Genomic DNA, 25,863 nt, shown 5'->3' with positions numbered 1-25,863 from the left:
TTCTGTGTGGGGTGTGAGGTGCCCGACCTCAACCGGCCCAGTGACGGTACGCCTCGATCCACTCCGCACCCTCGGGCGCCGGGCTGGGCAACGGCAGCTCCAGGATTCCGATCGATTGCCGCATGCCGCCGCGAGAGCACAGGGCGACGATCCTTCCGTCCGGCGTGAGGTCGAGGCCGTCCACGGTTACCTCGACGCCGAGAACCGCGGTGGTGAAGGGCAGGCAGAGGTATTCCTCAAGCATGGTGAACAGACCGGTCAGCTGCTCGTCTTCGTTGTAGGCATCGACAGTCGCCTCTTCGATCATGGCCTCAAGCTCGGCCGTGTCCAACACGCCCATGGGGCAACACTAGCGACCCGCGGGGTGACACCGGGCGGCCATGACAGTGCTGGTATCCCACCTCCGGGACGACGAGGGCGAATGGTGGCCTGCGGCACCGGCCGACACCAACCTCGTCGCGGCACTCACCACGGTCTGGGCGTAACGCTTCAGTCACCGACCTGAACGAGATGTGACCGCCACCGTGAGTCGCCAAGTGAACCATCGGGACCAGGGAGCCGGGAGGCACAAGTTCACGTCGGTCATGAACTGACCGAGGGAGAAGGTGGCCTTGACCGGAGACTCGATGTGGATCACGCCGTTCGCGTCGTGCGCCCTCCGTCCCCGTTCCCTGCCGTCGCCGCTCTACTCGCGGCCGTTCTGACTGCCTGCACAGGCGGTTCCGGTGACGGCACCACCGGCTCGGAGACGTCCCCCTCCGAGGAAACGGCCCTCAGCCATATCCATGGGCTCGGCGTCGACCCCGCGGACGGACGGCTGTACGTCGCCACGCACGAGGGCGTCATCGCCGTGGCGGACGACGGCTCCTCCCAGCGGGTCAGCGACACCGCCGACTACATGGGCTTCACCATCGCCGGGCCCAAGACGTTCCTCGGCAGCGGTCACCCCGCCGAAGGCAGCGGCGACCACGCCAACCGCGGCCTGATCAAGAGCACCGACGCAGGCGAGACCTGGAAGACCCTCTCCCTCGGTGGCGAAGTCGACTTCCATGCCCTGGACTACGCCCACAACACCATCTACGGCTACAACAGCACCGGCGGCCTCCTGCGCGTCAGCAAGGACGGCAAGACCTGGGACAAGCGCGCCGAACTCGCCGCCCTCGACATCGCTGTCAGCCCCAACGCCCGGACATCGTGCTGACCACCACTCAAAACGGCATCGCCAAGAGCACAAACGGCGGCAAGAGCTTCAGCCGCGGTGCCGGGCCGGTGATGGCCTGCCTCTCGTGGACGAAACCGGACGCGCTGTACGGCATCGACCCCACCGGTGCACTGCACCGCAGCACCGATGGCGGCGCCACCTGGAAGAAGACCGCCACCGTCCCCGGCGGTCAGCCCCAAGCCCTGATCGCCGTCGACGCCAACCGAGTCCTCATCGCAACCCAGGACGGCATCTACGAATCCCGCGACGGCGGCAAGACCTTCACCCAACGCTTGCCGGTCACCCACACCACCGACTGACCATCGGCCCGACGAGGAACAGCTCCTGCGCCTGCCTGCGCTCTCGGCCCCCCACGATCTGTCCAGTTCCGACAGCATCAGTGCAGGGCGATGGACGGGCCCTGCTTCGGACCGAAGAGCGGGGGCGAGTGTGGGGAGAATCCCCGCCTCCATTGCGAGATCTTTCAAGGCTCGATGCCTGGAGTTCGGCGTCTCCTGAGGCTCGTCTGGTCGCAGAGACGGAGGAGGCCGTCAGATCGTTAAGAATGTCCGAAACATTGAATAATGCGCAGTTCGATGTTCCCAGGGCGTTCCCATTGCATGCCTGAAGGCCTTCCAAAGAGGCTTCCTGGAGGGCCTTCAGTGTGCTGACCTGCAGTTTTGTGGTGCCCCCGGCAGGATTCGAACCTGCGACACCCGCTTTAGGAGAGCGGTGCTCTATCCCCTGAGCTACGAAGGCATGGGCGGTCGACCACCTTAGGTGGTCCCGGACAGCGTAGCGGATGCAGGTGGGGCGGTGGGTGGGGGTTCCGGGCGTGGCTGAGCCTTGCGTTCGGGGGAAGGATGCCGCCCAGGCCAGGTCGTGTGCGGCGGCGTCCGTTCCAGGGTCAGGGCCGGTGCACCGCCCTTGACGGCTTTCGGGGGGCGGCATAGCGTCGCGCTCGTACTGAGCAAGCGCTTAAAGAGGTCGATCGTGTCGCACGCGTACCCCGCAGCCTCCCTCACCGCCCCCGGGGCCCCCTTCGCCGTGGAGCGCGGCGAGGACGGTGGGCTGCGGTACGTGAACGGGCCGCGCACCTTGCGGGAGTTCGTCGAGGCGACCTGGGCGTTCGGGGAGCGGCCGTTCCTGGTGGCGGAGAGCGGGACGTACACGTACGGCGAGTTCTTCGCCGCCGCCTCGGCCCTCGCGCGGCGGTTCGTCGACACGTACGGTCTGCGGCCGGGGGACCGGGCGGCCGTTGCGATGCGCAACCATCCCGAGTGGCAGATCGCCTTCTGGGCGGCCCAGCTCGCGGGGCTCGTGGCCGTGCCGCTCAACGCCTGGTGGACCGAGGAGGAACTGGTCTACGCGCTGGACGACTGCACCCCTCGCGTGCTGCTCGTCGACGGTGAGCGGTTGCCCCGCGTCGAGGAGTGGCGCGCGCGCAACGGCATCACCGCTGTCGTCTTCCACCACGACCCCACGGCCGGCGTGCTCGGCATGGGCGTCGAGCGGTACGAGGAGTTCGAGGCGCCGGACCCGCTCGCCGCCCCGCCCGCCGTCGACGTCGCCGCCGAGGACGACGCCACGATCATCTACACCTCGGGAACCACCGGCCGCCCCAAGGGCGCCGTCGCCACCCACCTCGCCCAGGTCGGCGCCGCGCTGCACCCCCGCTATCACGCGGCGGCCGCGGCACTCGCCCGCGGTGTGCTGCCCGGGCAGGGGCCGGCACCGGTCGTGCTCATGACGTTCCCCTTCTTCCATGTGGCGGCCTTCACCACGCTGTACTCGATGATGGGCGTCGGCGGCACGCTCGTGCTCATGCGCAAGTGGGACGCCGAGAAGGCACTTGCGCTGATCGAGGAGCACGGCGTCACCCACTACTCGGGCGTTCCGACCACTGCGCTCCAGCTCCTCGACGCCGCCGAACACGCGGCCTCGGCCCTGTCGACGCTCACGAACCTCAGCACCGGCGGTGCCGCCGCTCCGCCCGGCCTCGTCAGGCGGCTGACCGCCCGCTACGGACACCGGATCGAACCGCGCAGCGGTTACGGACTGACGGAGACCAGCGGCGGGGTGCTCGCCAACTTCGGAGCCGGGTACCGCGAGGACCCGGGCAGCGTGGGAAGTCCCGCGCCCGCGATCGAGGTGCGGATCGCCGGACCGGACGGCGAAACGCAGCCGGAGGGCGAGGTCGGCGAGCTCCGGCTGCGCGGGCAGTCCCTCGTACGCGGTTACTGGCGCAACGATGAGGCGACCGCCGCCGCGTTCGAGGACGGCTGGTTCAGGACGGGAGACCTCGCGACGGTGCGCGAGGGCCGGGTCGCCATCGTCGACCGGATCAAGGACATGGTGATCCGCGGCGGCGAGAATGTGTACTGCGTGGAGGTCGAGGCGGTGCTGCACGACCATCCCGACGTCGCCGACGCCGCCGTGCTGGGCGTCCCGCACCCGGTGCTCGGCGAGGAGGTCGCTGCCGTCGTCCAGTTGCGTCCCCGCTCGGCGGTCGGCGCCGAGGAGCTCAGGGCGCACGTCGGCAGGACGCTCGCGCCGTTCAAGGTGCCCGCGCATGTCCTGCTGCGGTACGCGCCGATGCCGCGCAACCCCACGGGCAAGATCCTGAAGCGGGTCCTGCGCGAGACGTTCGTGACCGGTGAGCAGGACGCGGTCCCTGGTCCGCGTGATCAGTAGCGGGTGACCCGTATGCGGTAGGCGCCGTCGACTTCGTCGATCACCGAGATGCGCACGCCGTTCTCGTCGTCGACGAAGGACTGCCCGGGACGGTAGGGGGCGTCGGACAGATCCGCGTGGACGTTGGGCCGTCGCGTGCAACCGCCGCTGCCGTGGTCGCTGTCGGCGACGGTCACCGGACCCTGCCCCGTGTCGATGTCGGACTGCACCCGGTAGATGAGCACGCCCGGTTCGCACACGTGCTCGTCGTTTCCTGCCTGGGTGCGGACCTCGACCGCGTAACCGGTGCTCTCGCTCAGCGGCACGATCGTCATCTTGGAACCGCCGCGGGTGGCGAGCGGGCCGAGGATGTACTCGCTGCTGCCGGGCGCGGCGGCGCAGCGGATCTGGTCGTTGTCCAGCCAGCCGAGCTTCCATTTGTGCCAGCCGAGCATGTCGTTGTTGGCCCCCCAGTCCTCGGACATGATGTCCCAGTGGCCGACGGCGCCCCCGCCGCTCGCGGTGTAGAGGTCGGGCAGGCCGAAGACGTGGCCGTTCTCGTGCGGCAGGACGCGGTACCCGGTTTCGGCGTACGAGCCCGATCCGTCGTCCTGCCGGCTGTAGACGAAGGACGTGTTGGCGAGCGGTACGCCGTCGGCGACCGGCGCCTCGTCGTTGCCGGAGAACGTCACCGACAGCACGGTGTCCAGCGCGGACGGTCCGGCGTTGGGCGTGACCAGGACGTTCACCAGGTCGTATGCGCTGAAGTCGACCTTCGGGTCGGCGACGGTGACGAGGTCCTCGACGAGCTTCCGGTAGCCCGGCTCGTACGGGGAGCCGCGCTCTATCCCGTACGCGGCGAACGGCATGGGCATCCGCAGCCAGTCGCGCACCGGGGCGTGGGGGCGGTAGCTGAGCCGCCCGTACGAGCTGGTGGCGAACCACTTCGACGTCCGCGGGAAGAATTCCGCGAGCCGGTCGAGGGCGGGGCCGCTGCCCTCCGCGTCCGAGAAGTCGATCATCAGGTTGAGTGCGTGGACCACGCCGGTGGAGCGGGTGTAACCGGGCGGGGTGGGCAGGCCCTCGGACATCTGGACGCCGACGGCCGACGGGATACGGCAGGGGCCGAGGCCCGCGATGTCCGGTGCGGCGATCGGTCCCGCGGAGGTCCGGCCGGGGGAGGGGATCGTGGCGCTCGACGTGGTCAGGGCGGCCAGTGAGAGGGCGGCGAGGGCGGCGAGCCCGCCGAGCCTGCCCCGGCTGCGTATCCGCCGGCGGGTCTGCTCCATGCGATCGCCTTCGGGTCCGCGGCAGCAGGCCGGACCCTGGCTGCGCTCCGTTCCGAACAGCCTGTGTCGGGCGCAGGCGGGGCGCTCGCCGGGTGGTCCGATCGTGGGCTTTTCGGCGCGGCAGGCATATGTGGCTCAGGTCACATCAGGGAGGGGAAATAACCGGGGACCGTTTCCCCGTTTGAACCCGTGTCCCCGCGAAACGGGGAAGCGATCCCCGCTTACGGGCGGGGGGCCCGGGTCCCGCACGAGGGGTCCCGGGTCCCGCACAGGATCGGGACGTACCCGCCCGCACCGCATGGAAGGGAAGTGGAGTCGTGAGCACCGCCGCCACCGAGACGCGCCGCACGCCGCGCCCCAGGGCCGACGCCCTGCGCAACCGCGAGCGGATCGTGTCGGCCGCGCGCGAGATGTTCGTCGAGTTCGGACCCGACGTGCCGCTCGACGAGATCGCCCGGCGCGCCGGGATCGGTAACGCCACGCTCTACCGCCACTTCCCCGACCGCGCGGTCCTCATCCGCGAGGTCGTCCTCTTCGTCATGTCCCGCACCACCGAGCAGGCTGACGCGGCGTCGTCCGAAGAAGCCGACGCCTTCGCCGCGCTGCGCCGCTTCGTTCACGCGGCGGCCGACGAGCGCATCGGGGCACTGTGCCCGATGCTCTCCGGCGGTTTCGACGCCCACCACCCCGATCTGCACGCCGGCCGTGAACGCCTCGAGGAGGCCGTCCGCTCTCTCGTCGACGCGGCGCAGTCGTCGGGCCGTATGCGCACCGATGTCGCCGTCGGCGATCTGCTGGTCGCGCTCTCCCAGCTCACCCGGCCGTTGCCGGGCACCGCGTGCCCGAACATGGACCGGTTCGTCCACCGTCATCTGCAGCTGTTCCTCGACGGTCTCGAAGCGCCCGCGCGCTCCGAACTGCCCGGTGAGGCCGCGACCCTGGAGGACCTCCGGGCCACTTCGTGACGCCGGTAGGTCCTCGCCTTCTCCGTACGTCGTCCCACACCCGTCTTCTTGCTCGCGGGCCGCTCGCCCGGGCCGCGTGATCTTCCCTTACTCATGAGGTGGCCAGACGCATGCCAAAAACACCCGACATTTCGCTTCCTGATCCGAGTCGCTGGAAAGCTCTGGTTTTCATAGCCCTTGCCCAGCTGATGGTGGTGCTCGACGCGACGATCGTGAACATCGCCCTCCCCACCGCCCAGCAGGACCTCGGAATCTCCGACGCCAACCGGCAGTGGGTCATCACCGCCTACGCCCTCGCCTTCGGCGGGCTGCTGCTCTTCGGTGGACGCATCGCCGACCTGTGGGGCCGTAAGCGCACCTTCATCGTCGGTCTGATCGGCTTCGCCGCTGCCTCCGCGCTCGGTGGCGCGGCCACCGGCGAGGCGATGATGCTGGGCGCCCGCGCACTGCAGGGTGCCTTCGGCGCGCTGCTCGCGCCCGCCGCACTCTCCCTGCTCGCCGTGATGTTCACCGACGCCAAGGAGCGCGCCAAGGCGTTCGGCATCTACGGTGCGATCGCCGGTGGCGGTGGCGCCGTCGGTCTGATCCTCGGCGGCTTCCTCACCGAGTACCTGGACTGGCGCTGGACCTTCTACGTCAACATCCCGTTCGCCGTCGTCGCCGCTGTCGGTGCGTACCTGGTGATCCGTGAGCCGCAGGGCGCGCGCAACCGCTCCTCGCTGGACATCCCCGGTGTCGTCCTGTCGACGCTGGGTCTCGTGGCCCTGGTGTACGGCTTCACCCGCGCCGAGTCCGCCGGTTGGTCCGACGGGCTGACGGTGGGCATGTTCCTCGCCTCCGCCGTGCTGCTGGCCGCGTTCGTCGTCACCGAGGCGAAGGTGAAGTCGCCGCTGCTCCCGCTGCGCGTCCTGACTGAGCGCAACCGCGGCGGTGTCTACCTCTCGCTGGGGCTCGCGATCATCGCGATGTTCGGGCTCTTCCTCTTCCTGACGTTCTACCTGCAGGTCGTGAAGGGGTACTCGCCGGTCAGGACGGGATTCGCCTTCCTTCCGATGATCGCGGGCATGATCGCGGGCTCCACCCAGATCGGCGCCCGGCTGATGACCCGGGTGGCGCCGCGCCTGCTGATGGGCCCCGGCTTCGTCGTGGCCGCGTTCGGCATGCTGCTGCTGACGCAGCTGGAGATCGACAGCTCGTACGCGGGCCTGATCCTGCCCGCGCAGCTGCTGCTCGGCCTGGGCATGGGTACGGCGTTCATGCCGGCGATGTCGCTGGCCACGCACGGTGTCGACCCGGCCGACGCCGGTGTCGCCTCCGCGATGGTCAACACCTCGCAGCAGGTGGGCGGCGCGATCGGTACGGCGCTGCTGAACACCATCGCGGCCTCCGCGACGACCTCGTACATCGCCTCGCACGCCGCCGGTGCGACCGACCCGAGGCTGCTCGAGCTCCAGGGCATGGTGCACGGCTTCTCGTCCGCGATCTGGTGGGCCGTCGGCATCCTGGCGGCCTCCGCCGCGATCGCGTTCACGCTGATCAACACCGGACGCCCGCAGACCGGTTCGGTCGCGTCGGGCTCGGGGGCGGGCGAGGGCGTCGAGGCCGAGATCAAGGTTCCGGTCATCGCGCACTGAGTCGCGGGAGCGGCAGGCAGGCTGCGCAAGAGCCACACATGAGTGAAGAAGGGCCTCGCCCGGGTTCAGCACCCGGGCGGGGCCCTCATGTGTCCGTCCCGCTGTCCGTCCCGCGCGTCACCGGAGCCAGGGCAGGTCCGCGCCGGTGTCCTGGGGCTGCAGCCCCTCCGCCATGACGTGCATGATCTCGCCGAGCTGCCTGACCTGCTCGGGCGTGAGCCGGTCGAACATCGCCTGGCGTACGGCCTCGACATGACCGGGGGCGGTCCGCTCGAGGACCGCGAAGCCGTCGTCCGTGAGTACGGCGTTCTGCCCGCGTTTGTCGGAGGGGCAGTCCTCCCGGCGCACCCAGCCGTTCCTTTCAAGCCGGGCCATGGCATGGGAGAGGCGGGAGCGGGTGATCTTGGCGTCGATGGCCAGTTCCGTCATGCGCTTGCGGCGGCGCGGGGCCTGGGAAAGCTGGACGAGCAGGCCGTAGTAGATGTGCGGCATCCCCGCATCGCGCTGCAGCTGACGGTCGAGATGGTCCTCGAGGAGTGTGGTCGCATGGAGGTACGCGCGCCAGACGCGCTGCTCCTCGTCGGTGAGCCAACGCGGCTGTGCCCCCTGACCGTCCTCGCCCTTGAGTGCCCTGTTCATGTATCCACTCTAAACCCTGTTCTTGAAAGTTGAACTAAGTAGGGTTAGGGTTCAACTTGAAGGTTCAAGTAATGGGTCAGCGGGACCCAGGTTCAGTAGACCGGGAGCCGTCACATGGATGCCACGCCCGCCGCGGAGCGCATGCCGGCGCTCTACCTCTCCCATGGTGCACCGCCCCTCGCCGACGACGTGGTCTGGCCGGAGCAGCTCGCCGCCTGGTCCGCCGCGTTGCCGCGACCCAAGGCGATCTTGATGGTCTCCGCCCACTGGGAGGAGGCGCCGCTGGCGCTCGGCGCCACCCGGACGGTGCCGCTGGTCCATGACTTCTGGGGCTTCCCCGAGCACTACTACCGCGTCCGCTACGACGCGCCAGGTGCACCCGAACTCGCCGACTCCGTACGCAAGTTGCTGCGTCGCGCCGGCGAACCGGTGCAAGACATCCCGGACCGCGGCCTGGACCACGGCGCGTACGTACCGCTGGTGGAGATGTACCCGGGCGCCGACATACCCGTCCTGCAGATCTCCCTGCCCACGCTCGACCCGCAGCGACTGCTCGGGATCGGGCGCAGGCTCGCGCCGCTCCGCGAGGAGGGGGTGCTGATCGTCGGCAGCGGCTTCTTCACGCACAACCTCGCGGCGCTGCGGCACGACGGCACGCCCGGCTGGTCGGCCGAGTTCGACGACTGGGGGCGGCGTGCGCTGGCGGACGCGGACGTGGACGCGCTGCTCGACTTCGAGAACAAGGCCCCGGCCGGCCGGCTGGCCCACCCGCGCACCGAGCACTTCGCGCCGCTGTTCGTCACCCTCGGGGCCTGCGAGGCCGAGGCCGTGGCCGGGAGCGGCCGCAGCGTGATCGACGGCTTCTGGATGGGGCTGGCGAAACGGTCGCTGCAGTTCGGCTGAGTGCCGGAAAGTGCCGGAACATCTGCATGTGCCGGAGAGTCCGGGCGGCCGTGGGCGTGCACGGCGCCGGGTCAGATGTTCACAGGTCTCTCGTACCAGGCCACGTCCCAGTAGCGGCCGAACTTCCGGCCCACCTCTTCGTACGTGCCGACCTGGCGGAAGCCGAAGCGGGTGTGCAGGCGCACCGACGCTTCGTTGGGAAGGGCGACCCCCGCATACACACGGTGTACGTCCTCCGACTCCAGCGCCTCGAAGAGCGCCTTGTAGAGGAGCGTGCCGATGCCGCGCCCCGCGGCCGTGGGGGCGCAGTAGACGCTGGCCTCGACGGAGGTCGAGTACGCCGCTTTGGGGCGGAAGGGGCTGCTGGTGACGTATCCCAGGATGCCGACCGCCGGATTGGTGTCGACAAAACGGACATCCTGAGCAACCAGGAGTCGGTGCGGACCGTCTTCAGGGTGGGAACGCAGCCACGAGCGGCGCTGCTCAGGGGTGAAAACCGTCGTGTCGAACGTGATGGGGGTCTCGCGGACGTAGTGGTTGTAGATGTCCGTGAGTGCTTCGAGGTCAGCTTCCGAGCCTGCTCTGACCTGCACCTCTGCGTGTTCCGGCGGCATCCGTCCTCCTGCGCTGGCGGGACAGGGTACTGCATGATCACGGAAATCGATGCACCGCTTGGGAATTCTGTCCGGATTCCAGTCGTTGTTTCCTTCGGATGCAGGGCACCCGGAAGGGTGTCGCGACCTACTCAGCAAGGGAGCTCGCATGGCAACCCGTGCCGTCGCCCGTCGTCAGTCCGCCGATTCCGGGACCGACAGGGCAAGCAGCGTTCGCGCCGTGGGCGGGGAGATCGCCGACCGCGACCTGGTCGGCATGTACCTCGACGAGATTGCGCGTACGCCGCTGCTCGACGCCGCCAAGGAAGTCGAGCTGTCCCAGACCATCGAGGCGGGTGTATACGCCCGTCAGATCCTCGAAGGGGAAGTAGACAGCAAGGCCGGCGGAGCCACGCGCGAGGAGCTCGAAGCGCTCGCGGCCGAGAGCGAGCGCGCAAAGGACGTCTTCATCCGCTCCAATCTGCGCCTCGTCGTCGCCGTAGCCCGGCGCTACCCCCGCAGCGGGCTGCCGCTGCTCGACCTGATCCAGGAGGGGAACGCAGGCCTGGTCCGCGCGGTCGAGAAGTTCGACTACGCCAAGGGATTCAAGTTCTCCACGTACGCCACCTGGTGGATCCGCCAGGCGATCACCCGATCCATCGCCGACCAGTCCCGCACCATCCGGCTCCCCGTCCACCTGGTGGAGGAGCTCGGCCGCATCCGGCGCGTCCAGCGCGAATTCAACCGCGAGAACGGCCGGGAGCCCGAGGCCTCGGAGATCGCGCAGGAGCTGGGCTCGACGCCCGAGCGGATCACGGACGTCCTGGACTGGGCCCGTGACCCCGTCAGCCTGAACATGTCGGTGGACGACGCGGGCGAGACCCAGTTCGGCGACCTGCTGGAGGACACCTCCGCGGTGTCTCCCGAGCAGTCGGTGCTGACGCTGCTGCGCAGCGAGGAGCTGGAGGACCTGATCGGCAAGCTCGACAACCGCACCGCGTCGATCATCCGCATGCGGTACGGCATCGAGGACGGCCGGGAGCGGACCCTGACCGAAGTCGGAAAGGAGCACGGTCTGACGCGTGAGCGGATCCGCCAGATCGAGAAGCACGCGCTTCTCGAGCTCAAGCGGATGGCCCACGACACGGGCTTCGAACCGGCGGCGTAGCCCTTCCTCGGGCGGCTGACGTCCGCCGAGTGTCGGGACCCCGGCGTGGGCGCCCTTCCTGACGTCGGGCGCCGCCCCGAGCCCGTACCCGCGGCACCGGGCTCGGGGCCTTGTGCGGCCCGGTGTCTTGTTCCCGGTGTCTTGTTGTGGTGCTCGGCCCCGTGGCCCGGTCAGGCCGTGGCGCGCGTGAGCCGTGTGGCCAGGTCCGCCACGTAGTCGCGCAGCGGCGGGGGTCCGTGGACCGTGAACTCGCAGTCCACCAGCGCCAGTCGGACCGCCATCCACTCGATCGAGTCCACCGACCGTGCCCGGAGCCGGCAGCTGTTGTCGCCCGTCGGTACGGGCGCGCCCAGGTGCTCCGGCAGCCGTGCGCCCACGAAGGGCGCCGGCGCCTCGAAGCTCACGTCGACATCGTGCTCCGGCTGATGCCGCGACGTGGAATGGCTCAGCAGCTCGGCCGCGTCCCCGGTCGGCACCTCGCGCGGCGTGAACCGCGCACCTGTCGCGAACGGATCCGACACCCGGTCCACGCGGAACGTGCGCCAGTCCTCCCGCCCGATGTCGTACGCGACCAGGTACCACCGCCGCCCGGTCGACACCAGCCGGTACGGCTCCACCTGCCGCCGGGTCTCGGTGCCGTCCGCCGCCCGGTAGGCGAACCGCAGCCGCTCGTGCGCGGTCACCGTTCCCGCGATGACGGTCAGCGTCTGGGGGGCGATCGTCGCGCCGTCGCCCCGGGTGAGTGGCAGCGTGGCCGCCTGGAGAGTGGTGACGCGGTACCGCAGGCGGGACGGCAGCACCTGCTCCAGTTTTGCCAGCGCCCGCACCGACGCCTCCTCGATGCCCTCGATCGCGTGCCCGGCCCCGGCCCGCAGTCCCACCGCGATGGCCACGGCCTCGTCGTCGTCCAGCAGCAACGGCGGCATCGCCGCTCCCGCCACCAGGCGGTACCCGCCGATCGCGCCCTTGGTCGCCTCGACCGGGTAGCCGAGGTCTCGCAACCGGTCGATGTCCCGCCGAATCGTGCGCGGACTGACCTCGAGTCGCTCGGCGAGCTCGCTGCCGGGCCATTCCCGCGGAGTCTGGAGGAGGGACAGCAGATTCAGAAGTCGTGCCGGAGTGTCCGTCATGTCTCCCAGGGTGCCCGTTATCTAGGACATGATCTGACCTATACGCGCCCTAGATTCCTCGTATGAGTTCACAGCAGCCCGCCGTGCCCGAGACGGCAGCCGTACCCGACGCAGCGGCGGACCGCCGCCGCTGGATCGCCCTCGCGATCGTCATGACCGCCGCCTTCATGGACCTGGTCGACGTCACCATCGTCAACATCGCGATCCCCAGCATCGAGCGGGATCTCGGCGCGTCCTTCGGCGCGATCCAGTGGATCACGGCCGGATACGCGCTCGCCTTTGCCGCGGGCCTGATCACGGGCGGCCGGCTCGGAGACATCTACGGCCGCAAGAGGCTGTTCCTCATAGGCATCACCGGCTTCACGCTCGCCTCCGCGCTCTGCGGCCTCGCCGCCAACGAGGAGATACTCGTCGCCTCCCGGCTGCTGCAGGGCTCGACGGCCGCCATGATGGTGCCGCAGGTGCTGGCCATCGTCCACGTCACCTTCCCCGCCCACGAACGCGGCAAGGTCTTCGGCCTGTTCGGGGCCGTCGTCGGCCTCGGCGCGGTCTCCGGTCCGCTGCTCGGCGCGCTGCTCACCCAGTGGAACCTGTTCGGTCTCGAGTGGCGGCCGATCTTCCTGATCAACCTGCCGGTCGGCATCGCGGGGCTCCTCCTGGGCCGCAAGTACATCATCGAGTCCCGCGCCCCCAAGGCGCTCAGGCTCGACCTCGTCGGCGTCCTGATGGTCACACTCGCCCTGCTGATGCTGATCTACCCGCTCACCCGCGGCCGCGAGCTGAACTGGCCGCTCTGGGGCCACCTGTGCATGGCCGGCAGCCTCGTTGTCTTCGCCGCCTTCGTCGCCTACGAGAAGCACAAGACGCGCAAGGACGGCTCGCCGCTCGTCGAACTGTCGCTGTTCAAGGTCAAGAGCTTTGCCGCCGGTATCGCCGTGCAGCTCACCTTCGGCATCGTGATGGGCATCTTCTTCCTGGTCTGGACCCTCTACATGCAGATCGGGCTCGGCTGGAGCCCGCTCAAGGCCGGCCTGACCGGTGTGCCGTTCTCGATCGCCGTCTCGGCGGCGGCCGGAATGTCCGTGCAACTGCTGGTGCCGCGCTTCGGCCGCAAGGTCCTCCAGGCGGGTGCGGCCACCATGGCCGCAGGACTGCTCATCTACATCTGGGAGGCCGACCGGTACGGCACGGCCATCCACTCGTGGCAGATGATCCTGCCGCTGGTCGTCATGGGGCTGGGCATGGGGCTCATCGTCGCGCCGCTGACGGACGCGGTGCTCTCCGAAGTTCCGCGCGAGCATGCCGGTTCCGCGTCCGGCCTGATCAACACGACCGGGCAGATGGGCACCGCGCTCGGACTCGGACTGGTGTCACTGGTCTTCTTCGGATCGATCGACGAGGAACGGCTCGCGCCGAGCGCCATGGGCGACGCCTTCGTGGAGGCCTTCGAGAACTCACTGTGGTGGGTGGCCGCGGTTCTGGGCGCGATCTTCGTGGTGATGTTCGCTCTGCCGGCGCGACCGAAGCAGCATGTGGAGGGCGGTGCTTCGACGGACGACGAGGCGGAGCCGCTTGCCAAGCAGGCTCCGGAGCCGGAGCCCGTGCTCTCGCACTGAGACCGAGCGGAGTCCGCCCTTCCCGCATACGCCGGGGCCCGCGCCACCAGAAGTGGCGCGGGCCCCGGCGTATGCGGGCACGGCGGGTACGGCGGTGCATGAAGCGTGGGAGGTGCGGGCGGCGCGGCCGTGCGCCAGGCGCGGAGACCCGGGGCGGCTACCGCACCCTGGCGCGGCTACCGCACCCTGGCGCGGACCTCCATCGCCTCGCGCGCGGCGCGCTCGGCCTCGTACACCTCGCACATGTGGCGGCCGTCCGGGGTCGCCGTGTGCTCGACCTCCCAGAGGCTGGTCTCCGTCCCGTCGAGCAGCAGGAACGCGTGCTCGTAGAGCGTGAAGCCCGCGTCCTTGCCGCCCACCCGGAACTGGCGCCCGAAGACCTGTGTGATGTGGTGTGCGAAAGCGGCCCTCAGCAGACGGGCCGTCTCCTCGCCGGGTCGGTCGGCGTTCTCCGCACGGCGCAGTACCCGGCGGGCGTGGTCGGCGGAGTCGTCGGGGGCGTACATCGGTGGCAGCTGCGGCGGCGGCGGTGCCATCAGAGCTGACAGCAGCTCCAGATCGGCGTCCAGATCGATGCCCAGGCTCTGCTCAAGGCTGCTTTCGGCGCCGGTGAGGCCCTCCGTGACCGCGAAGCCCGGGAAGCCGGCGGGCAGCCGGGACGCGGCCAGCCGGGCATCGGACTCCTCCGCATAGAGCTCGTGCTGCTCCGCGCTGTCGCGCCCCGTGTTGTGGACCAGCTCCCACAGCACCAGGGAACTGCCGTCACTGAGCAGGTAGGCGTGGCGGTACGTGGCCCGGCGCAGCGAAGGGCTGTGGTGCGAGGAGTGCAGCGAACTGGCGTGCGCCAGCGCGGAGCCGAGCCGCTCGACCGTCGCATCGGGCAGGTCGAAGGAGTTGAGCGCCCGACCCAGGAGTCGCTCGAGGTGCATCTCGGTTGTCTCGTACGGATCGTTCAAGAGGGGTCTCCAGGCCGTCGCGGCAAGTCACTTGGTGATTGCTAAAAGTAGCGCTTCGGTCGGACAATGTGCTTCTGGGTTGGGTAAAACGAAGGGGCGCGTGGAAGAAGTTCCCCGCGCGCCCCAACTCGTTCGCCCCGGTCAGTCTGCGCCGTACAACTCCCCGTACGAGGGGAAGCTGCCGCCCGGTCCGGTGACGCTTTCCGCCGCCCGTACCGCCTTCACGATCGCCCGGGTCACCATGTCCGCGCCCGCGGCCAGCACATCGTTGAGCGCGAGCGGTTGGCCGGCGTCCAGGGCGGTCACGCCCGTGGCCAGGGCGAACACCGTGTCGCCGTCGTTGAGGAGATGCACGGGCCGCACGGCGCGCGCGATGCCGTCGTGCGCCGTCCCGGCGAGCTTGTGCGCCTGCGCGCGGGTGAGGTCGGCGTCGGTGGCGACGACGGCGAGCGTGGTGTTCAGCGGCGGAAGTCCGTTCTTCTCCCGCGCCTCTGCGAGCCGCAGCTGGGCGGCGGCGTGGACCGCGGGGGAGGGGCGCGTCGCGCGGTCCGCCCCTTCGGTGACCAATTCGCCGTACAGCGTTCCCGTTTCGGGGTCGAGAGCGGATCCCACCGCGTTCGCCACGACCAGCGCGGCGACGGTGACACCCGAGTCGAGCACGATGCTCGCCGTGCCGATCCCGCCCTTGAAGTGCCCGATCACCGCACCGGTCCCCGCGCCCACGGCCCCCTGCTCGACCGGTGCGCCCTCATCGGTGGCGGCCGCCGCCTCCACCGCCGCACGACCGGTCGAGGCGTTCGGCCTGGCGTGCCAGTCGCCGCCGCGCCCCAGGTCGAAGACGCACGCCGCCGGTACGACCGGCACGACCTGGGACGGGTCCGGGCCGACCCGCACGCCCCGGCCCTGCTCCTCCAGCCACGCCATCACCCCGGCAGCCGACTCGAGCCCGTACGCGCTGCCCCCGGTCAGCACGACCGCCTCGATGCGCTGGACGACATTGCGCGGATCCAACGCGTCGGTCTCCCGGGTGCCGGGTCCTCCGCCTCTGACGTCGACGGCGGCGACCACTCCGCCCTCGGGCGCGAGGACGACGGTGGTGCCGCTGAGCGCACCGTCGCCATCGACCTGCGCATGGCCGACCCGCAGGCCCGCCACATCCGTGAGCCCGTCGGCAGGCCCCTCAACCCTCTTCATAACGACCATGTCCGTCAGGGTAGTTGGGGGAGCCGAACACAAGGGCGGATCGGCGCGGTCCGCGCCGTCCCGGCGTCGGTGGCACCTGCGCCGTAGCGGCGGGGGCGGGGCCTGCGCCGTACCCGCGGCGGTGAGGTCCGCGCCGAACCGGCCGCTGCACACCCGCCTGCCCGCCGCCGTACCCTGGAGATATGAGCACCGCCCCCGCCCCCGGCCCGCGAGATGCGAAGCAGCCCGGAAACAGCCCCAAGCCGAAGCTGATCTTCGACGATCCGCTGGACCAGCAGTCCGCGGACGATACGGACCGCGGGTGGGGTGAGCGGGCTCCGGCGAGTGGCGACAGCGCCGCCGATCTTGCGCGCTTCCTCGACGAGAAGCCGCCCCACCACATCTGAGCTCCGTGGGCCGGAGCTGAACTCCATGGGACGGCTGAACTCCATGGAACCGGGGGCCGCCTCAGCGATCGTGGTCGGGTCCTGGCGTGCCCGGTGTGCCGGCGCCCCCGGAACTCGCCGCGCCGGTGCCGCGCTGCGCCACCAGGGCGTCGCGGATCTCCTTCAGTACCTCCAGCTCGGTCACCTCGAGCGTCTCCTGCACGCCCTCCTTCGCCTTCTGCGCGGCGGCACGACGGGCGAGGTACTTCGACATCGGCAGCACCATGAGGAAGTAGACGACGGCCGCCGTGATCAGGAACTGGAGGGTCGCACCGAGCACGGACCCCCACATGATCTGGATGCCCTGCATCTCGCCGTTGGGGCCGAGCCTGCACGGGTCCTTCAGGCAGGAGCTGTAAGCGTCCAGGTCCTTCGTGCCGAACGCTCCGACCAGGGGATTGATCACGCCCTTCACCACCGCGTTCACGATGTTCGTGAAGGCGGCACCGATGACGACCGCGACCGCGAGGTCGATCACGTTGCCGCGGAGCAGGAACGCCTTGAATCCTTCGAGGACGCTCGGCTTCTTCTCGCTCACGAATGAGCCTCTTTTCGCACATGCAGTAGGGGAGGGGGACTGCCTCGCAACCTATGGCAGCGCCCGCCCACCGTGTCCAATCGCCCCCCGCCCAGAGATGACGTGACGACACGTCAGTACGAGTCGGCGCGCCGTCACCGGTACGAGTCAGCACACCGTCACCGCCAGCCGGGACGTCGCGCCGGCGCCCGCCAACTCGGCCGCCGTCGCACGCGGCACGGACAGAACCACCAGGGCGCCGTCGTCCGGAGAAGCCTCCCGTGGATCCGGAACTTCCGCCACCCGGACCCCGGATGCCACGACCTTCGCCTCCGAACCCTCACCAGCGGGCGTGTTGCCCGCCGCGATGACGTCAACACGGTCTCCCGGCTGCAGCAGCCGCACGGTGGCGGCGTCGGCGATCCGTACGGGAGCGGACACCAACTCGGCCGCCGGCCGCCGCTCGTGCCCCGGAGCCGCGGCTGCCAATGTGCCCGGTCCACCCCGGGGCTCCGGACCCGCCGGGCCGCCCGGGGCGTCCGCCCCCCGGGCGGTCGATGCGGCCAGCGCCGCGGCCGTCACGGCCAGCCCCGCCGCCAGCGTGCGTCGCTGCCGCCACACGGCACGCCTCAGCCGTTGCGCCCCGCCGCGGACCCGCAACGGGGGGAACGGCGGTACGCCCAGAGGCTCCGGCGCGGGAGAAGGGGGAGGGGTCGGAGGAAGAAGGGACATGCCGCGCACCGCCTGTCAGGAGGAGTGGCCCGGGCCCTGTGCCCGCGACCGACCGCTCCTCACGATCCACGTTCCGTCGCCGTGCCGCTGAGCCCTGTGGACACACCGCCACATGTGGACAACTCGCTCACCCGCGCGAGCGATGCGCGGCCCTGCCGCATCGGGCCTACGGAACCGGCCCTGCGGCATCAGCCCTACGGAAGCTGGATGCCCGGATCGATGCCCGCCAGCGCACGGCCGCACGAGCAGTCGCGGTCCTCGTTCGCCGGCAGTCCGGCCACCGCGTCGAACAGCACGCCCCGCAGCCGGTCCACGTTGGCCGCGAACACCTTGAGCACCTCTTCGTGCGAGACGCCCTCGCCGGCCTCCGCTCCCGCGTCCAGGTCCGTGACCAGCGTGATCGACGTGTAGCAGAGCTCCAGTTCACGGGCGAGGACGGCCTCCGGATGTCCGGTCATGCCGACCACCGACCAGCCCATCGCCGCGTGCCACCGGGATTCGGCGCGTGTGGAGAACCGGGGCCCTTCGACGACCACGAGCGTCCCGCCGTCGACCGGCTCCCACTCGCGCCCACGTGCCGCCGCGAGCACGGTCCTGCGCCCCCGCGGGCAGTACGGATCGGCCGGCGACACATGCACCACGTTGGGCACCGTCCGGTCCGGCAGCGGCAGGCCGTCGAAGTACGTCTGCGTGCGCGCCTTGGTGCGGTCGACGAACTGGTCGGGGACGAGCAGCGTGCCGGGTCCGTACTCCGGCCGCAGGCCCCCGACCGCGCACGGCGCCAGCACCTGACGGGCGCCGACGGACCGCAGGGCCCACAGGTTGGCGCGGTAGTTGATGCGGTGCGGCGGCAGATGGTGGCCGCGCCCGTGTCGTGGCAGGAAGGCGACCCGTCGGCCCGCGATGTTCCCGAGGAACAGCGAGTCGCTGGGCGGGCCGTACGGAGTCTCGACCTGGAGCTCGGTGACGTCTTCCAGGAACGAGTAGAGACCCGAGCCGCCGATCACGCCGATCTCCGCCGGTCCGGCCGCTTCGCTTGCGTTCGAATTGGTCGCCATGGCGATCACAGTAGCCGCAGCCGCACATGCCGAGGACCCCGCCGACGGTGCTGCTGCGGCGGGGTCCTTGAAACGTAAGAGTCAGGCGGCGGAGCCGGATGCGCTCGATGCGCTCGACGACGAGGAGGAGGACGCCGTGGAAGCGGAGGCCGACGATGTCGCAGCCTTCGAGTCCGACGACGACTTCGTGTTCGTCGTCGAGGACGTCGACGCGGGCGAGCTGCTCGACGACGAGCCGCGGCTGTCGTTGCGGTAGAAGCCGGAGCCCTTGAAGACGATGCCGACCGCGGAGAACACCTTCTTCAGGCGTCCGTCGCAGCTGGGGCATACGGTCAAGGCGTCGTCGGTGAACTTCTGCACCGCCTCGAGGCCCTCGCCGCATTGGGTGCACTGGTACTGGTAGGTCGGCACTGTCTTCCTCCTGGCACTCTCACTCGATGAGTGCTAACGACGTTCCATACTGACGTATTCCGCTGGATCAGTCCACCGTCACAGGCACTCGGTGACCGATCCCACGCGCGGCGACCCGTCCAGGGGCGCTCGGCGACAGCCGCGAACGCAGAGCCACGAGGGTGGCCAGGGCGAGCGCGGTGCCCACCAGCGGCACGGCGAATCCGGCGCTCGCGCCGTAGCCGTCGGCCAGCCGTCCGGCCACCGTCACAGCCGCCGCCTGGCCCAGCGCCACCGCGCCGGTCAGCCAGGTGAAGGCCTCGGTACGACCTGATGCGGGCACCAGCGACTCGACGAGCGTGTAGCCCGTGATCAGGGCGGGCGCGATGAACAGGCCGACGACCAGGCCGAGCGTGCCGAGCAGTACGACGGAGTGGGCGGTCCACAACAGGGACGCGGCGAGGGTCAGGCCCGCGTAGCCGAGCAGCAGCCGGCGGCGCGGTCCGCTCTTCCATGCGATGGCGCCGACCGCGACGCCGGCGAGCATGTTGCCGGCGGCGAACAGGCCGTACAGCAGACCGTTCATGCCGGGCTGCCCGATCTCCTCGGTGAAGGCTGTCAGTGAGACCTGCATACCGCCGAAGACCGCGCCGATGCCGAGGAAGGCGACCGCCAGGACCCGCACGCCCGGCACGGGCAGCGCCGAGGTGCGCTTCGAGTCCGGGTCGGTGAGGGTCCGGCCGTGGGCGGGCTGAGTGCGGTGCTGGGCGGCGAAGAGCAGTCCGCCGACCAGGGTGAGTGAGGACTCCGCGATCAGGCCGGCGGCCGGGTGGACGCCGGTGCACAGGGCGGTGGCCAGGACCGGACCGACGACAAACGTGAACTCGTCCGTCACGGACTCGAAGGCCGCGGCGGTCGACATCAGAGGCGAGCCCTGCAGTCGCGCCGCCCAGCGGGCCCGCACCATCGGGCCGACCTGCGGCACCGAGGCACCCGTCGGCACGGCCGCCGCGAACAGCGCCCACAAGGGCGCGCCTGCGAGTGCCAGAGCGGTGAGCGCGGCACCCGAGGCCGTGTGCACGAGAACGCCGGGGATCAGCACCGCGCGCTGGCCGAAGCGGTCGGCGAGCTTGCCGCTCTGCGGCGCGAACAGTGCCATCGACACACCGGTCACGGCGGCGACGGCGCCTGCGCTGCCGTACGAGCCGGTGGTGTGCTGGATGAGCAGGACGATGCCGATGGTGAGCATCGCGAAGGGCTGCCGGGCGGCGAACCCGGGAAGCAGGAATGTCCAAGCGCCAGGGGTGCGGAGCAGTTGCCCGTAACCAGGTCGCTTGCCAGAGGTGACCGTGGACACCACGGTCCTTGCCTTTCTGCCGCCTGGTAGCGCTCCCCTGGATGTACGGGAGCCGCCGAGAGCTGTCCTCTTGCGCTGAACTGCGGTAGATACCGGGGTCCACTGCGGGGGACTCCGCGGCCGCCATACGGTCGCGCCAGCTCTGCGTCAGGCAGAGTTGGTCGATCAGTGTGCCTTCATGGTACAGGCAATGTTGCTGCCCATCCCTGGGAAAGGGCTGGAGGGGCGCCGTCTGTTCCTGGGATCACATGGACCGACGACGGATGGTGCCTCCGGTGCCCAGCCAGCCCGCGAGCTTTCCGCCTTGGGCGACCGCCCGCAGCCGCTGTTCCGCCGCGTCCCGTACGGGGTCGGTCGCCACCACAAGAAGCTCGTCCCCATGGCGCAGCACCGTTGAGGGCAGCGGCACGAAACTCTTGCCTTCCCGTACGACGAGGGTGACCGCGGAACCAGGCGGAAGCCGCAGCTCCGCAACCTCCACGCCGTGCATCCGCGATCCCTGGGGGATCGCGACCGAGAGCAGGTGCCCGCGGAGCCGCTCCAGCGGCGCGGACTCGATGCCGAGGTCGGCCGCCTCCGTCGGGCCACCGAGCCGCAGCCGTTTCGCCAGCCAGGGCAGCGTCGGCCCCTGGACCAGGGTGTAGACGACGACCAGGACGAACACGATGTTGAAGATCCGGTCGTTGCCCTCGACGCCGGAGACCATGGGGATCGTCGCGAAAATAATGGGCACCGCGCCGCGTAGGCCCGCCCACGACATCAGAACCTGCTCCTGCCACGGAATCCGGAAGGGGAGCAGGCTGATGAACACCCCGACCGGCCTCGCCACCACAGTCAGCATCAGGCCGACCACCACGGCGGGCCAGAAGTCGCGGAGAAGTTCGTGGGGCGTCACGAGCAGACCGAGCAGGACGAACATACCGATCTGGGCGAGCCAGCCGAGACCCTCGGCGAAGCCGCGGTTGGCCGGTGCGTGCGGCAGCTTCGAGTTCCCCAGCACCATCGAGGCGAGGTAGACGGCGAGGAAGCCGCTGCCGTGCGCCATGGCGCCGGCGGCGTACGCCACGACCGCGATCGCCATGACCGCGATCGGGTAGAGGCCGGAGGCGGGCAGCGCGACCCGTCGCAGGCCGAAGGCGCCGAGCCAGCCGGTCGCCAGTCCGACGGCCGCGCCGATCGCCAGTTCCAGCACGATCTCGCCGACCAGCGTGTACCAGGAGTCCATCGGCCCGGTCGACGAGAACGCCACGACCAGGATCACCACGGGGGCGTCGTTGAAACCGGACTCCGCCTCCAGTGCTCCCGTCACCCGGGACGGCAGCGGCACCTTGCGCAGCACGGAGAAGACTGCCGCGGCGTCCGTCGAGGAGACCACCGCGCCGACGATCAGGGCCGGCTGCCACTCGAGCCCCACCAGATAGTGGGCGGCGGCAGCCGTGACACCCACGCTCACGGCGACACCGACCGTTGCCAGGGCGGCTGCCGCCGGCAGCGCGGGTTTGACCTCTTTCCACTTCGTGCCCAGTCCACCTTCGGCCAGGATCACCACGAGCGCGGCGTAGCCGATCACCTGCGTCAGTTCGGCGTTGTCCCACTTGACGTCGAGCAGGCCGTCCTGACCCATCGCGATGCCGATGCCGAGATACAGCAGCAGGCTGGGCAGACCGCTGCGCGAGGAGACGCGCACGGCCGCCACGGCGACGAGCAGAACGAGCGAGCAGATGAGCAGGAGTTCGTTGAGCTGGTGGACAGTCAGTGGCCGATCCTTCCCCTCGCGCCCTGCAGCCGGATCCTCATACCGGGGGCGACACTTCGTTACCTTACCTAATCTTTAACGTTTCCTTGACGGTGTGATGATCTGTTTGTCTGTAGGCGGCTGGTGCCTTGTGGATGCCGCGTCAGGGCCGGTCGGGAGCTGCGCCTAGAGTTGCCTCTGCATTCCCAGGACCACCCTGCCCCTCGAAGGACAGCGATGCCCGCCAACACAACCGCCTCTTCCCCCAAGAAGAAGAAGGGGCGACGCGCCCGCCTGCTCGTGCTCGTCCTGGTGCTGGCGCTCGTCGCGGGCGTCGGCTTCGGGGCGTACTGGAGCATCAGTACGGTGCGTGCCTCTTTCCCGCAGACCACCGGGTCGATCCAACTCGCAGGGCTGAGCGGCCGCGTCGAGGTCAAACGCGACGACCACGGCATCCCGCAGATCTACGCGGACAGCGACGAGGACCTGTTCCGCGCCCAGGGCTTCGTCCAGGCGCAGGACCGCTTCTGGGAGATGGACGTCCGCCGTCACATGACGTCCGGCCGGCTCTCCGAGATGTTCGGCTCGGGGCAGGTCGAGACGGACGCCTTCCTCCGCACGCTCGGCTGGCGCCGCGTCGCGCAGCAGGAGTACGACACCAAGCTCTCGCCCGAGACGAAGAAGTTCCTGAAGGCGTACGCGGACGGCGTCAACGCCTACCTCAAGGGCCGCTCCGCCGAGGAGATCTCGGTCGAGTACGCGGCGCTGTCCTTCACCGTCGACTACCAGCCCGAGCCGTGGACGCCGGTCGACTCGGTGGCCTGGCTCAAGGCCATGGCTTGGGACCTGCGCGGGAACATCGAGGACGAGATCGACCGCTCGCTGCTCACGAGCAGGCTGAGCGAGAAGCAGATCAAGGACCTCTACCCGTCCTATCCCTTCGACCGCAACAAGCCGATCGTGCAGGAGGGCGGCATCAGCCAGGTCACCGGCAAGTTCGACCCGGCCGCCAAGCCCTCCGACCTCGACGACGGCTCAACCGGCACCGGCACCGGCACCGGCACCGGCACAGGCACCGGCACCGGCACCGACTCGGGCTCGGGCACTGACACCGGCAGCGGCTCGGGCACCGGCACCGGCACCGGCGGGCCCGGCGCGGGCTCCGGGCTGAACTCGCAGTTGTCGGCGCTCTCCGACACCGTCGACGCCATCCCGGCGCTGCTGGGCCCCAGCGGCAACGGCATCGGCTCCAACTCCTGGGTCGTCGCCGGGAAGAACACGACCACCGGCAAGCCCCTGCTGGCGAACGACCCGCACCTCGCGCCCCAGCTGCCCTCGCTCTGGTACCAGATGGGCCTGCACTGCCGTAAGGCCTCCCCGGCCTGCCAGTACGACGTCGCGGGATACACCTTCTCCGGCATGCCGGGCGTGATAATCGGCCACAACCAGGACATCGCCTGGGGCTTCACCAACCTCGGCGCCGACGTCACCGACCTGTACCTCGAGAAGCTCACCGGCGACAGCTACCTCGTCGGTGACGAGGAGAAGAAGCTGACCGCCCGCGACGAGATCATCAAGGTCGCGGGCGGCGCCAGCAAGACGATCAGGGTCCGCTCCACAGAACACGGCCCCCTGGTCTCCGACCGCAGCGAAGAGCTGGAGCAGGTCGGCGAGAAGGCCCCCGTCTCCAACGCGGCACCCGACCGCGGCGCCGGCTACGGAGTCGCCCTGCAGTGGACCGCCCTCCAGCCCGGCAACACCATGGACGCCGTTTTCGAGCTCAACCGGGCCAAGGACTTCCAGAGCTTCCGCACGGCCTCGCAGAAGTTCGACGTGCCCTCGCAGAACCTCATCTACGCCGACACCAAGGGCAACATCGGCTACCAGGCCCCCGGCAGGATCCCGGTCCGCGCCGAGGGCGACGGCTCGACGCCCGCGCCCGGCTGGGACCCCAAGTACAAGTGGAAGGGCTACGTCCCCTTCGGCCAGCTGCCGTACGAGTACAACCCGGAGCGCGGCTACATCGTCACCGCCAACCAGGCCGTCGTCGACGCCGAGAAGTACCCGTATCTGATCACCAAGGACTACGGGTACGGCGCCCGCAGCCAGCGGATCAACGACCTCGTCGAGTCGAAGATCCAGGGCGGCGGCAAGATCTCGACCGAAGACATGCGGACCATGCAGATGGACAACAGCAGTGAGATCGCCAAGCTGCTCACGCCCTACCTGCTGAAGATCGACATCTCCGACCCGTATGTGCGCGAGGCGCAGAGGCTGCTCGAGGGCTGGGACTACACGCAGGAGCCCGACTCCGGCGCCGCCGCGTACTTCAACGCCGTGTGGCGCAACGTCCTCAAGCTGGCGTTCGGCAACAAGCTTCCCAAGGAGCTGCGCGTCGAGGGCGAGTGCCTCAGCGTCCGGCCGGCCGACAGCACGGGCCCGGACGACGACCTCGAGGAGCGGGTGCGCGAGTGCGGCCAGCGGGACGGCGAATCGGCGCAGCCGGACGGCGGCGACCGCTGGTTCGAGGTGGTCCGCCGGCTTCTGAAGGACGAGGACAACGCCTGGTGGCAGGCGCCCAAGACCCGCACGGAGAAGGCGACCGACACCCGCGACGAGCTCCTGGGCCGCGCCATGGACGACGCCCGCTGGGAGCTGACCGCAAAGCTCGGCAAGGACGTCTCCAGCTGGAGCTGGGGCCGTCTGCACCAGCTCACGCTGAAGAACCAGACACTGGGCACCGAGGGACCGGGCTTCCTGCAGTTCATGCTCAACCGCGGCCCGTGGAACGTCGGCGGCGGCGAGGCCGCGGTCAACGCGACCGGGTGGAACGCGGCGGGCGGCTACGAGGTCGTGTGGGTCCCGTCGATGCGGATGGTCGTCAACGTCGGCGAGTGGGACGAGTCGCGGTGGATCAACCTCACCGGAGCGTCGGGCCATGCCTACAACGGGCACTACACCGACCAGACCGACAAGTGGGCGAACGGCGAGTTGCTGGACTGGGCCTACAGCCCGGCCGCGGTGTCGGCGAAGTCCGTCGACACCCTCATGCTCATGCCCGCGGGTGAGTCGGCTCCGTAAAGCGCCTGACGCCCTCGGGCGTCACGACTGCGTGCACGGGGTGGTCGTGCGGTTCCACGGGGACCCGCGCGACCACCTCGTTCGCATAGAGGAGCACCAGCAGGGCGGGGTCCGCCCCGGCCGCCACGAGACGGGCCAGGACGCGGTCGTACGAGCCGCCGCCGCGGCCGAGCCGCATGCCGCCGGCGTCCACCGCGAGCCCCGGCAGCAGCACGGCGTCCGCCGTGGCGACGGCGTCCGGGCCGAGCCGCTCACCGTCGGGCTCGAGCAGGCCGCGCCCGGCCCGCTCGAGGTGGTTCGGCCCCCGGTAGACGCCCCAGTCCAGGTCGTTGTCGGCCAGCAGCACCGGGAGCAGGACGCGCACGCCCCTGGCGCGCAGCGCGTCGAGCAGCGCGCGCGTGCCGGGCTCACTCCCGACGGAGACGTAGGCCGCGACGGTGCCGGCGTCGGCCAACTCCGGAAGCTCCAGGGCGTGGCGCGCGAGAACCACGGCGGTGTCCTGGACGTCTTGGGAGGACAGAAGCCGCCGAGCGCCGAGGAGTTCGGCGCGAAGCTCACCTTTTTCCGACATGTCACTGCTCATCGCCCGCCTGTAAAC

Annotated in this window: 24 protein-coding genes and 1 tRNA gene; 10 read left to right on the top strand and 15 right to left on the bottom strand. The window is 70.0% G+C overall.

Annotated features, from left to right (window positions below; all coding sequences use genetic code 11):
- Positions 1–28: 28 nt before the first annotated feature.
- Positions 29–340, bottom strand: coding sequence for a hypothetical protein (locus ACIQ7Q_RS15770; protein ID WP_403861125.1), 312 nt, complete (start codon positions 338–340; stop codon positions 29–31).
- A 309-nt stretch (positions 341–649) separates the two neighbouring features.
- Between ACIQ7Q_RS15770 and ACIQ7Q_RS15765 the strand changes: the two genes are divergently transcribed.
- Positions 650–1,201, top strand: a complete 552-nt coding sequence (locus ACIQ7Q_RS15765) for a F510_1955 family glycosylhydrolase (RefSeq protein ID WP_403861122.1) — start codon at positions 650–652, stop codon at positions 1,199–1,201.
- A complete protein-coding gene (locus ACIQ7Q_RS15760) occupies positions 1,195–1,521 on the top strand; it encodes a WD40/YVTN/BNR-like repeat-containing protein (RefSeq protein WP_403861119.1) in 327 nt (108 codons plus the stop codon). Before ACIQ7Q_RS15765 ends, ACIQ7Q_RS15760 begins: the two co-directional genes overlap by 7 nt.
- Positions 1,522–1,884: 363 nt before the next feature.
- On the opposite strand, the gene ACIQ7Q_RS15755 is transcribed toward ACIQ7Q_RS15760, so the two are convergent.
- Positions 1,885–1,960: transfer RNA gene (locus ACIQ7Q_RS15755), tRNA-Arg, on the bottom strand.
- 234 nt (positions 1,961–2,194) lie between these two features.
- Here ACIQ7Q_RS15755 and ACIQ7Q_RS15750 point away from each other — a divergent pair.
- Complete coding sequence (locus ACIQ7Q_RS15750; RefSeq protein ID WP_403861116.1) at positions 2,195–3,895, top strand: class I adenylate-forming enzyme family protein; 1,701 nt, start codon at positions 2,195–2,197, stop codon at positions 3,893–3,895.
- On the opposite strand, the gene ACIQ7Q_RS15745 is transcribed toward ACIQ7Q_RS15750, so the two are convergent.
- Positions 3,889–5,163 carry a M6 family metalloprotease domain-containing protein gene (locus tag ACIQ7Q_RS15745; protein ID WP_403861112.1) on the bottom strand — a complete coding sequence of 425 codons (1,275 nt, stop codon included), beginning with the start codon at positions 5,161–5,163 and terminating at the stop codon, positions 3,889–3,891. The two genes, ACIQ7Q_RS15750 and ACIQ7Q_RS15745, sit on opposite strands and share 7 nt — an antisense overlap.
- Before the next feature lie 317 nt (positions 5,164–5,480).
- On the opposite strand from ACIQ7Q_RS15745, the gene ACIQ7Q_RS15740 reads away from it, so the two are divergent.
- Positions 5,481–6,128, top strand: a complete 648-nt coding sequence (locus ACIQ7Q_RS15740) for a TetR/AcrR family transcriptional regulator (protein ID WP_403861109.1) — start codon at positions 5,481–5,483, stop codon at positions 6,126–6,128.
- 110 nt (positions 6,129–6,238) lie between these two features.
- Entirely contained in the window at positions 6,239–7,762 is a 1,524-nt protein-coding gene (locus ACIQ7Q_RS15735) for an MFS transporter (protein ID WP_403861106.1), read from the top strand.
- 117 nt (positions 7,763–7,879) lie between these two features.
- Here ACIQ7Q_RS15735 and ACIQ7Q_RS15730 read toward each other — a convergent pair whose 3' ends face one another.
- Positions 7,880–8,401, bottom strand: coding sequence for a MarR family winged helix-turn-helix transcriptional regulator (locus tag ACIQ7Q_RS15730; protein ID WP_403861103.1), 522 nt, complete (start codon positions 8,399–8,401; stop codon positions 7,880–7,882).
- Positions 8,402–8,515: 114 nt separating this feature from the next.
- Here ACIQ7Q_RS15730 and ACIQ7Q_RS15725 point away from each other — a divergent pair, with 114 nt between their 5' ends.
- Positions 8,516–9,304 (top strand): dioxygenase, encoded by a 789-nt coding sequence (locus ACIQ7Q_RS15725; protein WP_403861100.1) that lies wholly within the window; start codon positions 8,516–8,518, stop codon positions 9,302–9,304.
- Between the two features lie 71 nt (positions 9,305–9,375).
- Here the strand turns inward: ACIQ7Q_RS15725 and ACIQ7Q_RS15720 are convergent, their stop codons facing one another.
- Positions 9,376–9,918: a GNAT family N-acetyltransferase gene (locus tag ACIQ7Q_RS15720; RefSeq protein WP_403861097.1), complete on the bottom strand. Its 543-nt coding sequence runs from the start codon at positions 9,916–9,918 to the stop codon at positions 9,376–9,378.
- Positions 9,919–10,066: 148 nt separating this feature from the next.
- Between ACIQ7Q_RS15720 and ACIQ7Q_RS15715 the strand changes: the two genes are divergently transcribed.
- Complete coding sequence (locus tag ACIQ7Q_RS15715; protein WP_403861094.1) at positions 10,067–11,065, top strand: RNA polymerase sigma factor RpoD/SigA; 999 nt, start codon at positions 10,067–10,069, stop codon at positions 11,063–11,065.
- 170 nt (positions 11,066–11,235) lie between these two features.
- Here the strand turns inward: ACIQ7Q_RS15715 and ACIQ7Q_RS15710 are convergent, their stop codons facing one another.
- The gene (locus ACIQ7Q_RS15710; protein WP_403861091.1) at positions 11,236–12,195 is read right to left on the bottom strand and encodes a helix-turn-helix transcriptional regulator; all 960 of its coding nucleotides are present in this window, start codon (positions 12,193–12,195) and stop codon (positions 11,236–11,238) included.
- Between the two features lie 62 nt (positions 12,196–12,257).
- Between ACIQ7Q_RS15710 and ACIQ7Q_RS15705 the strand changes: the two genes are divergently transcribed.
- Positions 12,258–13,811 (top strand): MFS transporter, encoded by a 1,554-nt coding sequence (locus tag ACIQ7Q_RS15705; protein WP_403861088.1) that lies wholly within the window; start codon positions 12,258–12,260, stop codon positions 13,809–13,811.
- Positions 13,812–13,987: 176 nt separating this feature from the next.
- Here the strand turns inward: ACIQ7Q_RS15705 and ACIQ7Q_RS15700 are convergent, their stop codons facing one another.
- Together ACIQ7Q_RS15700 and ACIQ7Q_RS15695 are read right to left on the bottom strand one after the other, a co-directional pair.
- Positions 13,988–14,767, bottom strand: coding sequence for a DUF6227 family protein (locus ACIQ7Q_RS15700; RefSeq protein WP_403861085.1), 780 nt, complete (start codon positions 14,765–14,767; stop codon positions 13,988–13,990).
- Between the two features lie 141 nt (positions 14,768–14,908).
- Positions 14,909–15,961 carry a P1 family peptidase gene (locus ACIQ7Q_RS15695; protein ID WP_403862138.1) on the bottom strand — a complete coding sequence of 351 codons (1,053 nt, stop codon included), beginning with the start codon at positions 15,959–15,961 and terminating at the stop codon, positions 14,909–14,911.
- Positions 15,962–16,152: 191 nt separating this feature from the next.
- On the opposite strand from ACIQ7Q_RS15695, the gene ACIQ7Q_RS15690 reads away from it, so the two are divergent.
- Positions 16,153–16,356, top strand: coding sequence for a hypothetical protein (locus ACIQ7Q_RS15690; RefSeq protein WP_403861082.1), 204 nt, complete (start codon positions 16,153–16,155; stop codon positions 16,354–16,356).
- A gap of 61 nt (positions 16,357–16,417) precedes the next feature.
- Here ACIQ7Q_RS15690 and mscL read toward each other — a convergent pair whose 3' ends face one another.
- The 6 genes from mscL to ACIQ7Q_RS15660 form a co-directional block, all read right to left on the bottom strand.
- The gene (gene mscL / locus ACIQ7Q_RS15685) at positions 16,418–16,933 is read right to left on the bottom strand and encodes a large conductance mechanosensitive channel protein MscL (protein WP_403861079.1); all 516 of its coding nucleotides are present in this window, start codon (positions 16,931–16,933) and stop codon (positions 16,418–16,420) included.
- 147 nt (positions 16,934–17,080) lie between these two features.
- Complete coding sequence (locus ACIQ7Q_RS15680; RefSeq protein WP_403861076.1) at positions 17,081–17,401, bottom strand: RcpC/CpaB family pilus assembly protein; 321 nt, start codon at positions 17,399–17,401, stop codon at positions 17,081–17,083.
- A gap of 437 nt (positions 17,402–17,838) precedes the next feature.
- Positions 17,839–18,702, bottom strand: a complete 864-nt coding sequence (locus ACIQ7Q_RS15675; RefSeq protein ID WP_403861073.1) for an S-methyl-5'-thioadenosine phosphorylase — start codon at positions 18,700–18,702, stop codon at positions 17,839–17,841.
- Between the two features lie 81 nt (positions 18,703–18,783).
- Positions 18,784–19,113 (bottom strand): FmdB family zinc ribbon protein, encoded by a 330-nt coding sequence (locus ACIQ7Q_RS15670; protein ID WP_403861070.1) that lies wholly within the window; start codon positions 19,111–19,113, stop codon positions 18,784–18,786.
- A 67-nt stretch (positions 19,114–19,180) separates the two neighbouring features.
- The gene (locus tag ACIQ7Q_RS15665; protein ID WP_403861067.1) at positions 19,181–20,452 is read right to left on the bottom strand and encodes an MFS transporter; all 1,272 of its coding nucleotides are present in this window, start codon (positions 20,450–20,452) and stop codon (positions 19,181–19,183) included.
- Positions 20,453–20,693: 241 nt separating this feature from the next.
- Complete coding sequence (locus ACIQ7Q_RS15660; protein WP_403862136.1) at positions 20,694–22,205, bottom strand: potassium/proton antiporter; 1,512 nt, start codon at positions 22,203–22,205, stop codon at positions 20,694–20,696.
- Positions 22,206–22,421: 216 nt separating this feature from the next.
- Between ACIQ7Q_RS15660 and ACIQ7Q_RS15655 the strand changes: the two genes are divergently transcribed.
- Positions 22,422–25,265: a penicillin acylase family protein gene (locus ACIQ7Q_RS15655; protein ID WP_403861064.1), complete on the top strand. Its 2,844-nt coding sequence runs from the start codon at positions 22,422–22,424 to the stop codon at positions 25,263–25,265.
- Here ACIQ7Q_RS15655 and ACIQ7Q_RS15650 read toward each other — a convergent pair.
- Positions 25,237–25,848, bottom strand: coding sequence for a 5-formyltetrahydrofolate cyclo-ligase (locus ACIQ7Q_RS15650; protein WP_403861061.1), 612 nt, complete (start codon positions 25,846–25,848; stop codon positions 25,237–25,239). The two genes, ACIQ7Q_RS15655 and ACIQ7Q_RS15650, sit on opposite strands and share 29 nt — an antisense overlap.
- Positions 25,849–25,863 lie beyond the last annotated feature (15 nt).

The sequence above is a fragment of the Streptomyces sp. NPDC096176 genome (assembly GCF_044763255.1).
Lineage (GTDB): Bacteria > Actinomycetota > Actinomycetes > Streptomycetales > Streptomycetaceae > Streptomyces.
This window is presented reverse-complemented; position numbering and strand designations above follow the sequence as displayed.

Bases quoted from the DNA above. Each gene is read 5' to 3' on its own strand.
- ACIQ7Q_RS15745 (WP_403861112.1), bottom strand. From the start codon at position 5,163: ATGGAGCAGACCCGCCGGCGGATACGCAGCCGGGGCAGGCTCGGCGGG.
- ACIQ7Q_RS15695 (WP_403862138.1), bottom strand. From the start codon at position 15,961: ATGAAGAGGGTTGAGGGGCCTGCCGACGGGCTCACGGATGTGGCGGGC.
- ACIQ7Q_RS15715 (WP_403861094.1), top strand. From the start codon at position 10,067: ATGGCAACCCGTGCCGTCGCCCGTCGTCAGTCCGCCGATTCCGGGACC.
- ACIQ7Q_RS15720 (WP_403861097.1), bottom strand. From the start codon at position 9,918: ATGCCGCCGGAACACGCAGAGGTGCAGGTCAGAGCAGGCTCGGAAGCT.
- ACIQ7Q_RS15650 (WP_403861061.1), bottom strand. From the start codon at position 25,848: ATGAGCAGTGACATGTCGGAAAAAGGTGAGCTTCGCGCCGAACTCCTC.
- ACIQ7Q_RS15710 (WP_403861091.1), bottom strand. From the start codon at position 12,195: ATGACGGACACTCCGGCACGACTTCTGAATCTGCTGTCCCTCCTCCAG.
- ACIQ7Q_RS15705 (WP_403861088.1), top strand. From the start codon at position 12,258: ATGAGTTCACAGCAGCCCGCCGTGCCCGAGACGGCAGCCGTACCCGAC.
- ACIQ7Q_RS15690 (WP_403861082.1), top strand. From the start codon at position 16,153: ATGAGCACCGCCCCCGCCCCCGGCCCGCGAGATGCGAAGCAGCCCGGA.
- ACIQ7Q_RS15675 (WP_403861073.1), bottom strand. From the start codon at position 18,702: ATGGCGACCAATTCGAACGCAAGCGAAGCGGCCGGACCGGCGGAGATC.
- ACIQ7Q_RS15655 (WP_403861064.1), top strand. From the start codon at position 22,422: ATGCCCGCCAACACAACCGCCTCTTCCCCCAAGAAGAAGAAGGGGCGA.
- ACIQ7Q_RS15730 (WP_403861103.1), bottom strand. From the start codon at position 8,401: ATGAACAGGGCACTCAAGGGCGAGGACGGTCAGGGGGCACAGCCGCGT.
- ACIQ7Q_RS15735 (WP_403861106.1), top strand. From the start codon at position 6,239: ATGCCAAAAACACCCGACATTTCGCTTCCTGATCCGAGTCGCTGGAAA.
- ACIQ7Q_RS15725 (WP_403861100.1), top strand. From the start codon at position 8,516: ATGGATGCCACGCCCGCCGCGGAGCGCATGCCGGCGCTCTACCTCTCC.
- ACIQ7Q_RS15770 (WP_403861125.1), bottom strand. From the start codon at position 340: ATGGGCGTGTTGGACACGGCCGAGCTTGAGGCCATGATCGAAGAGGCG.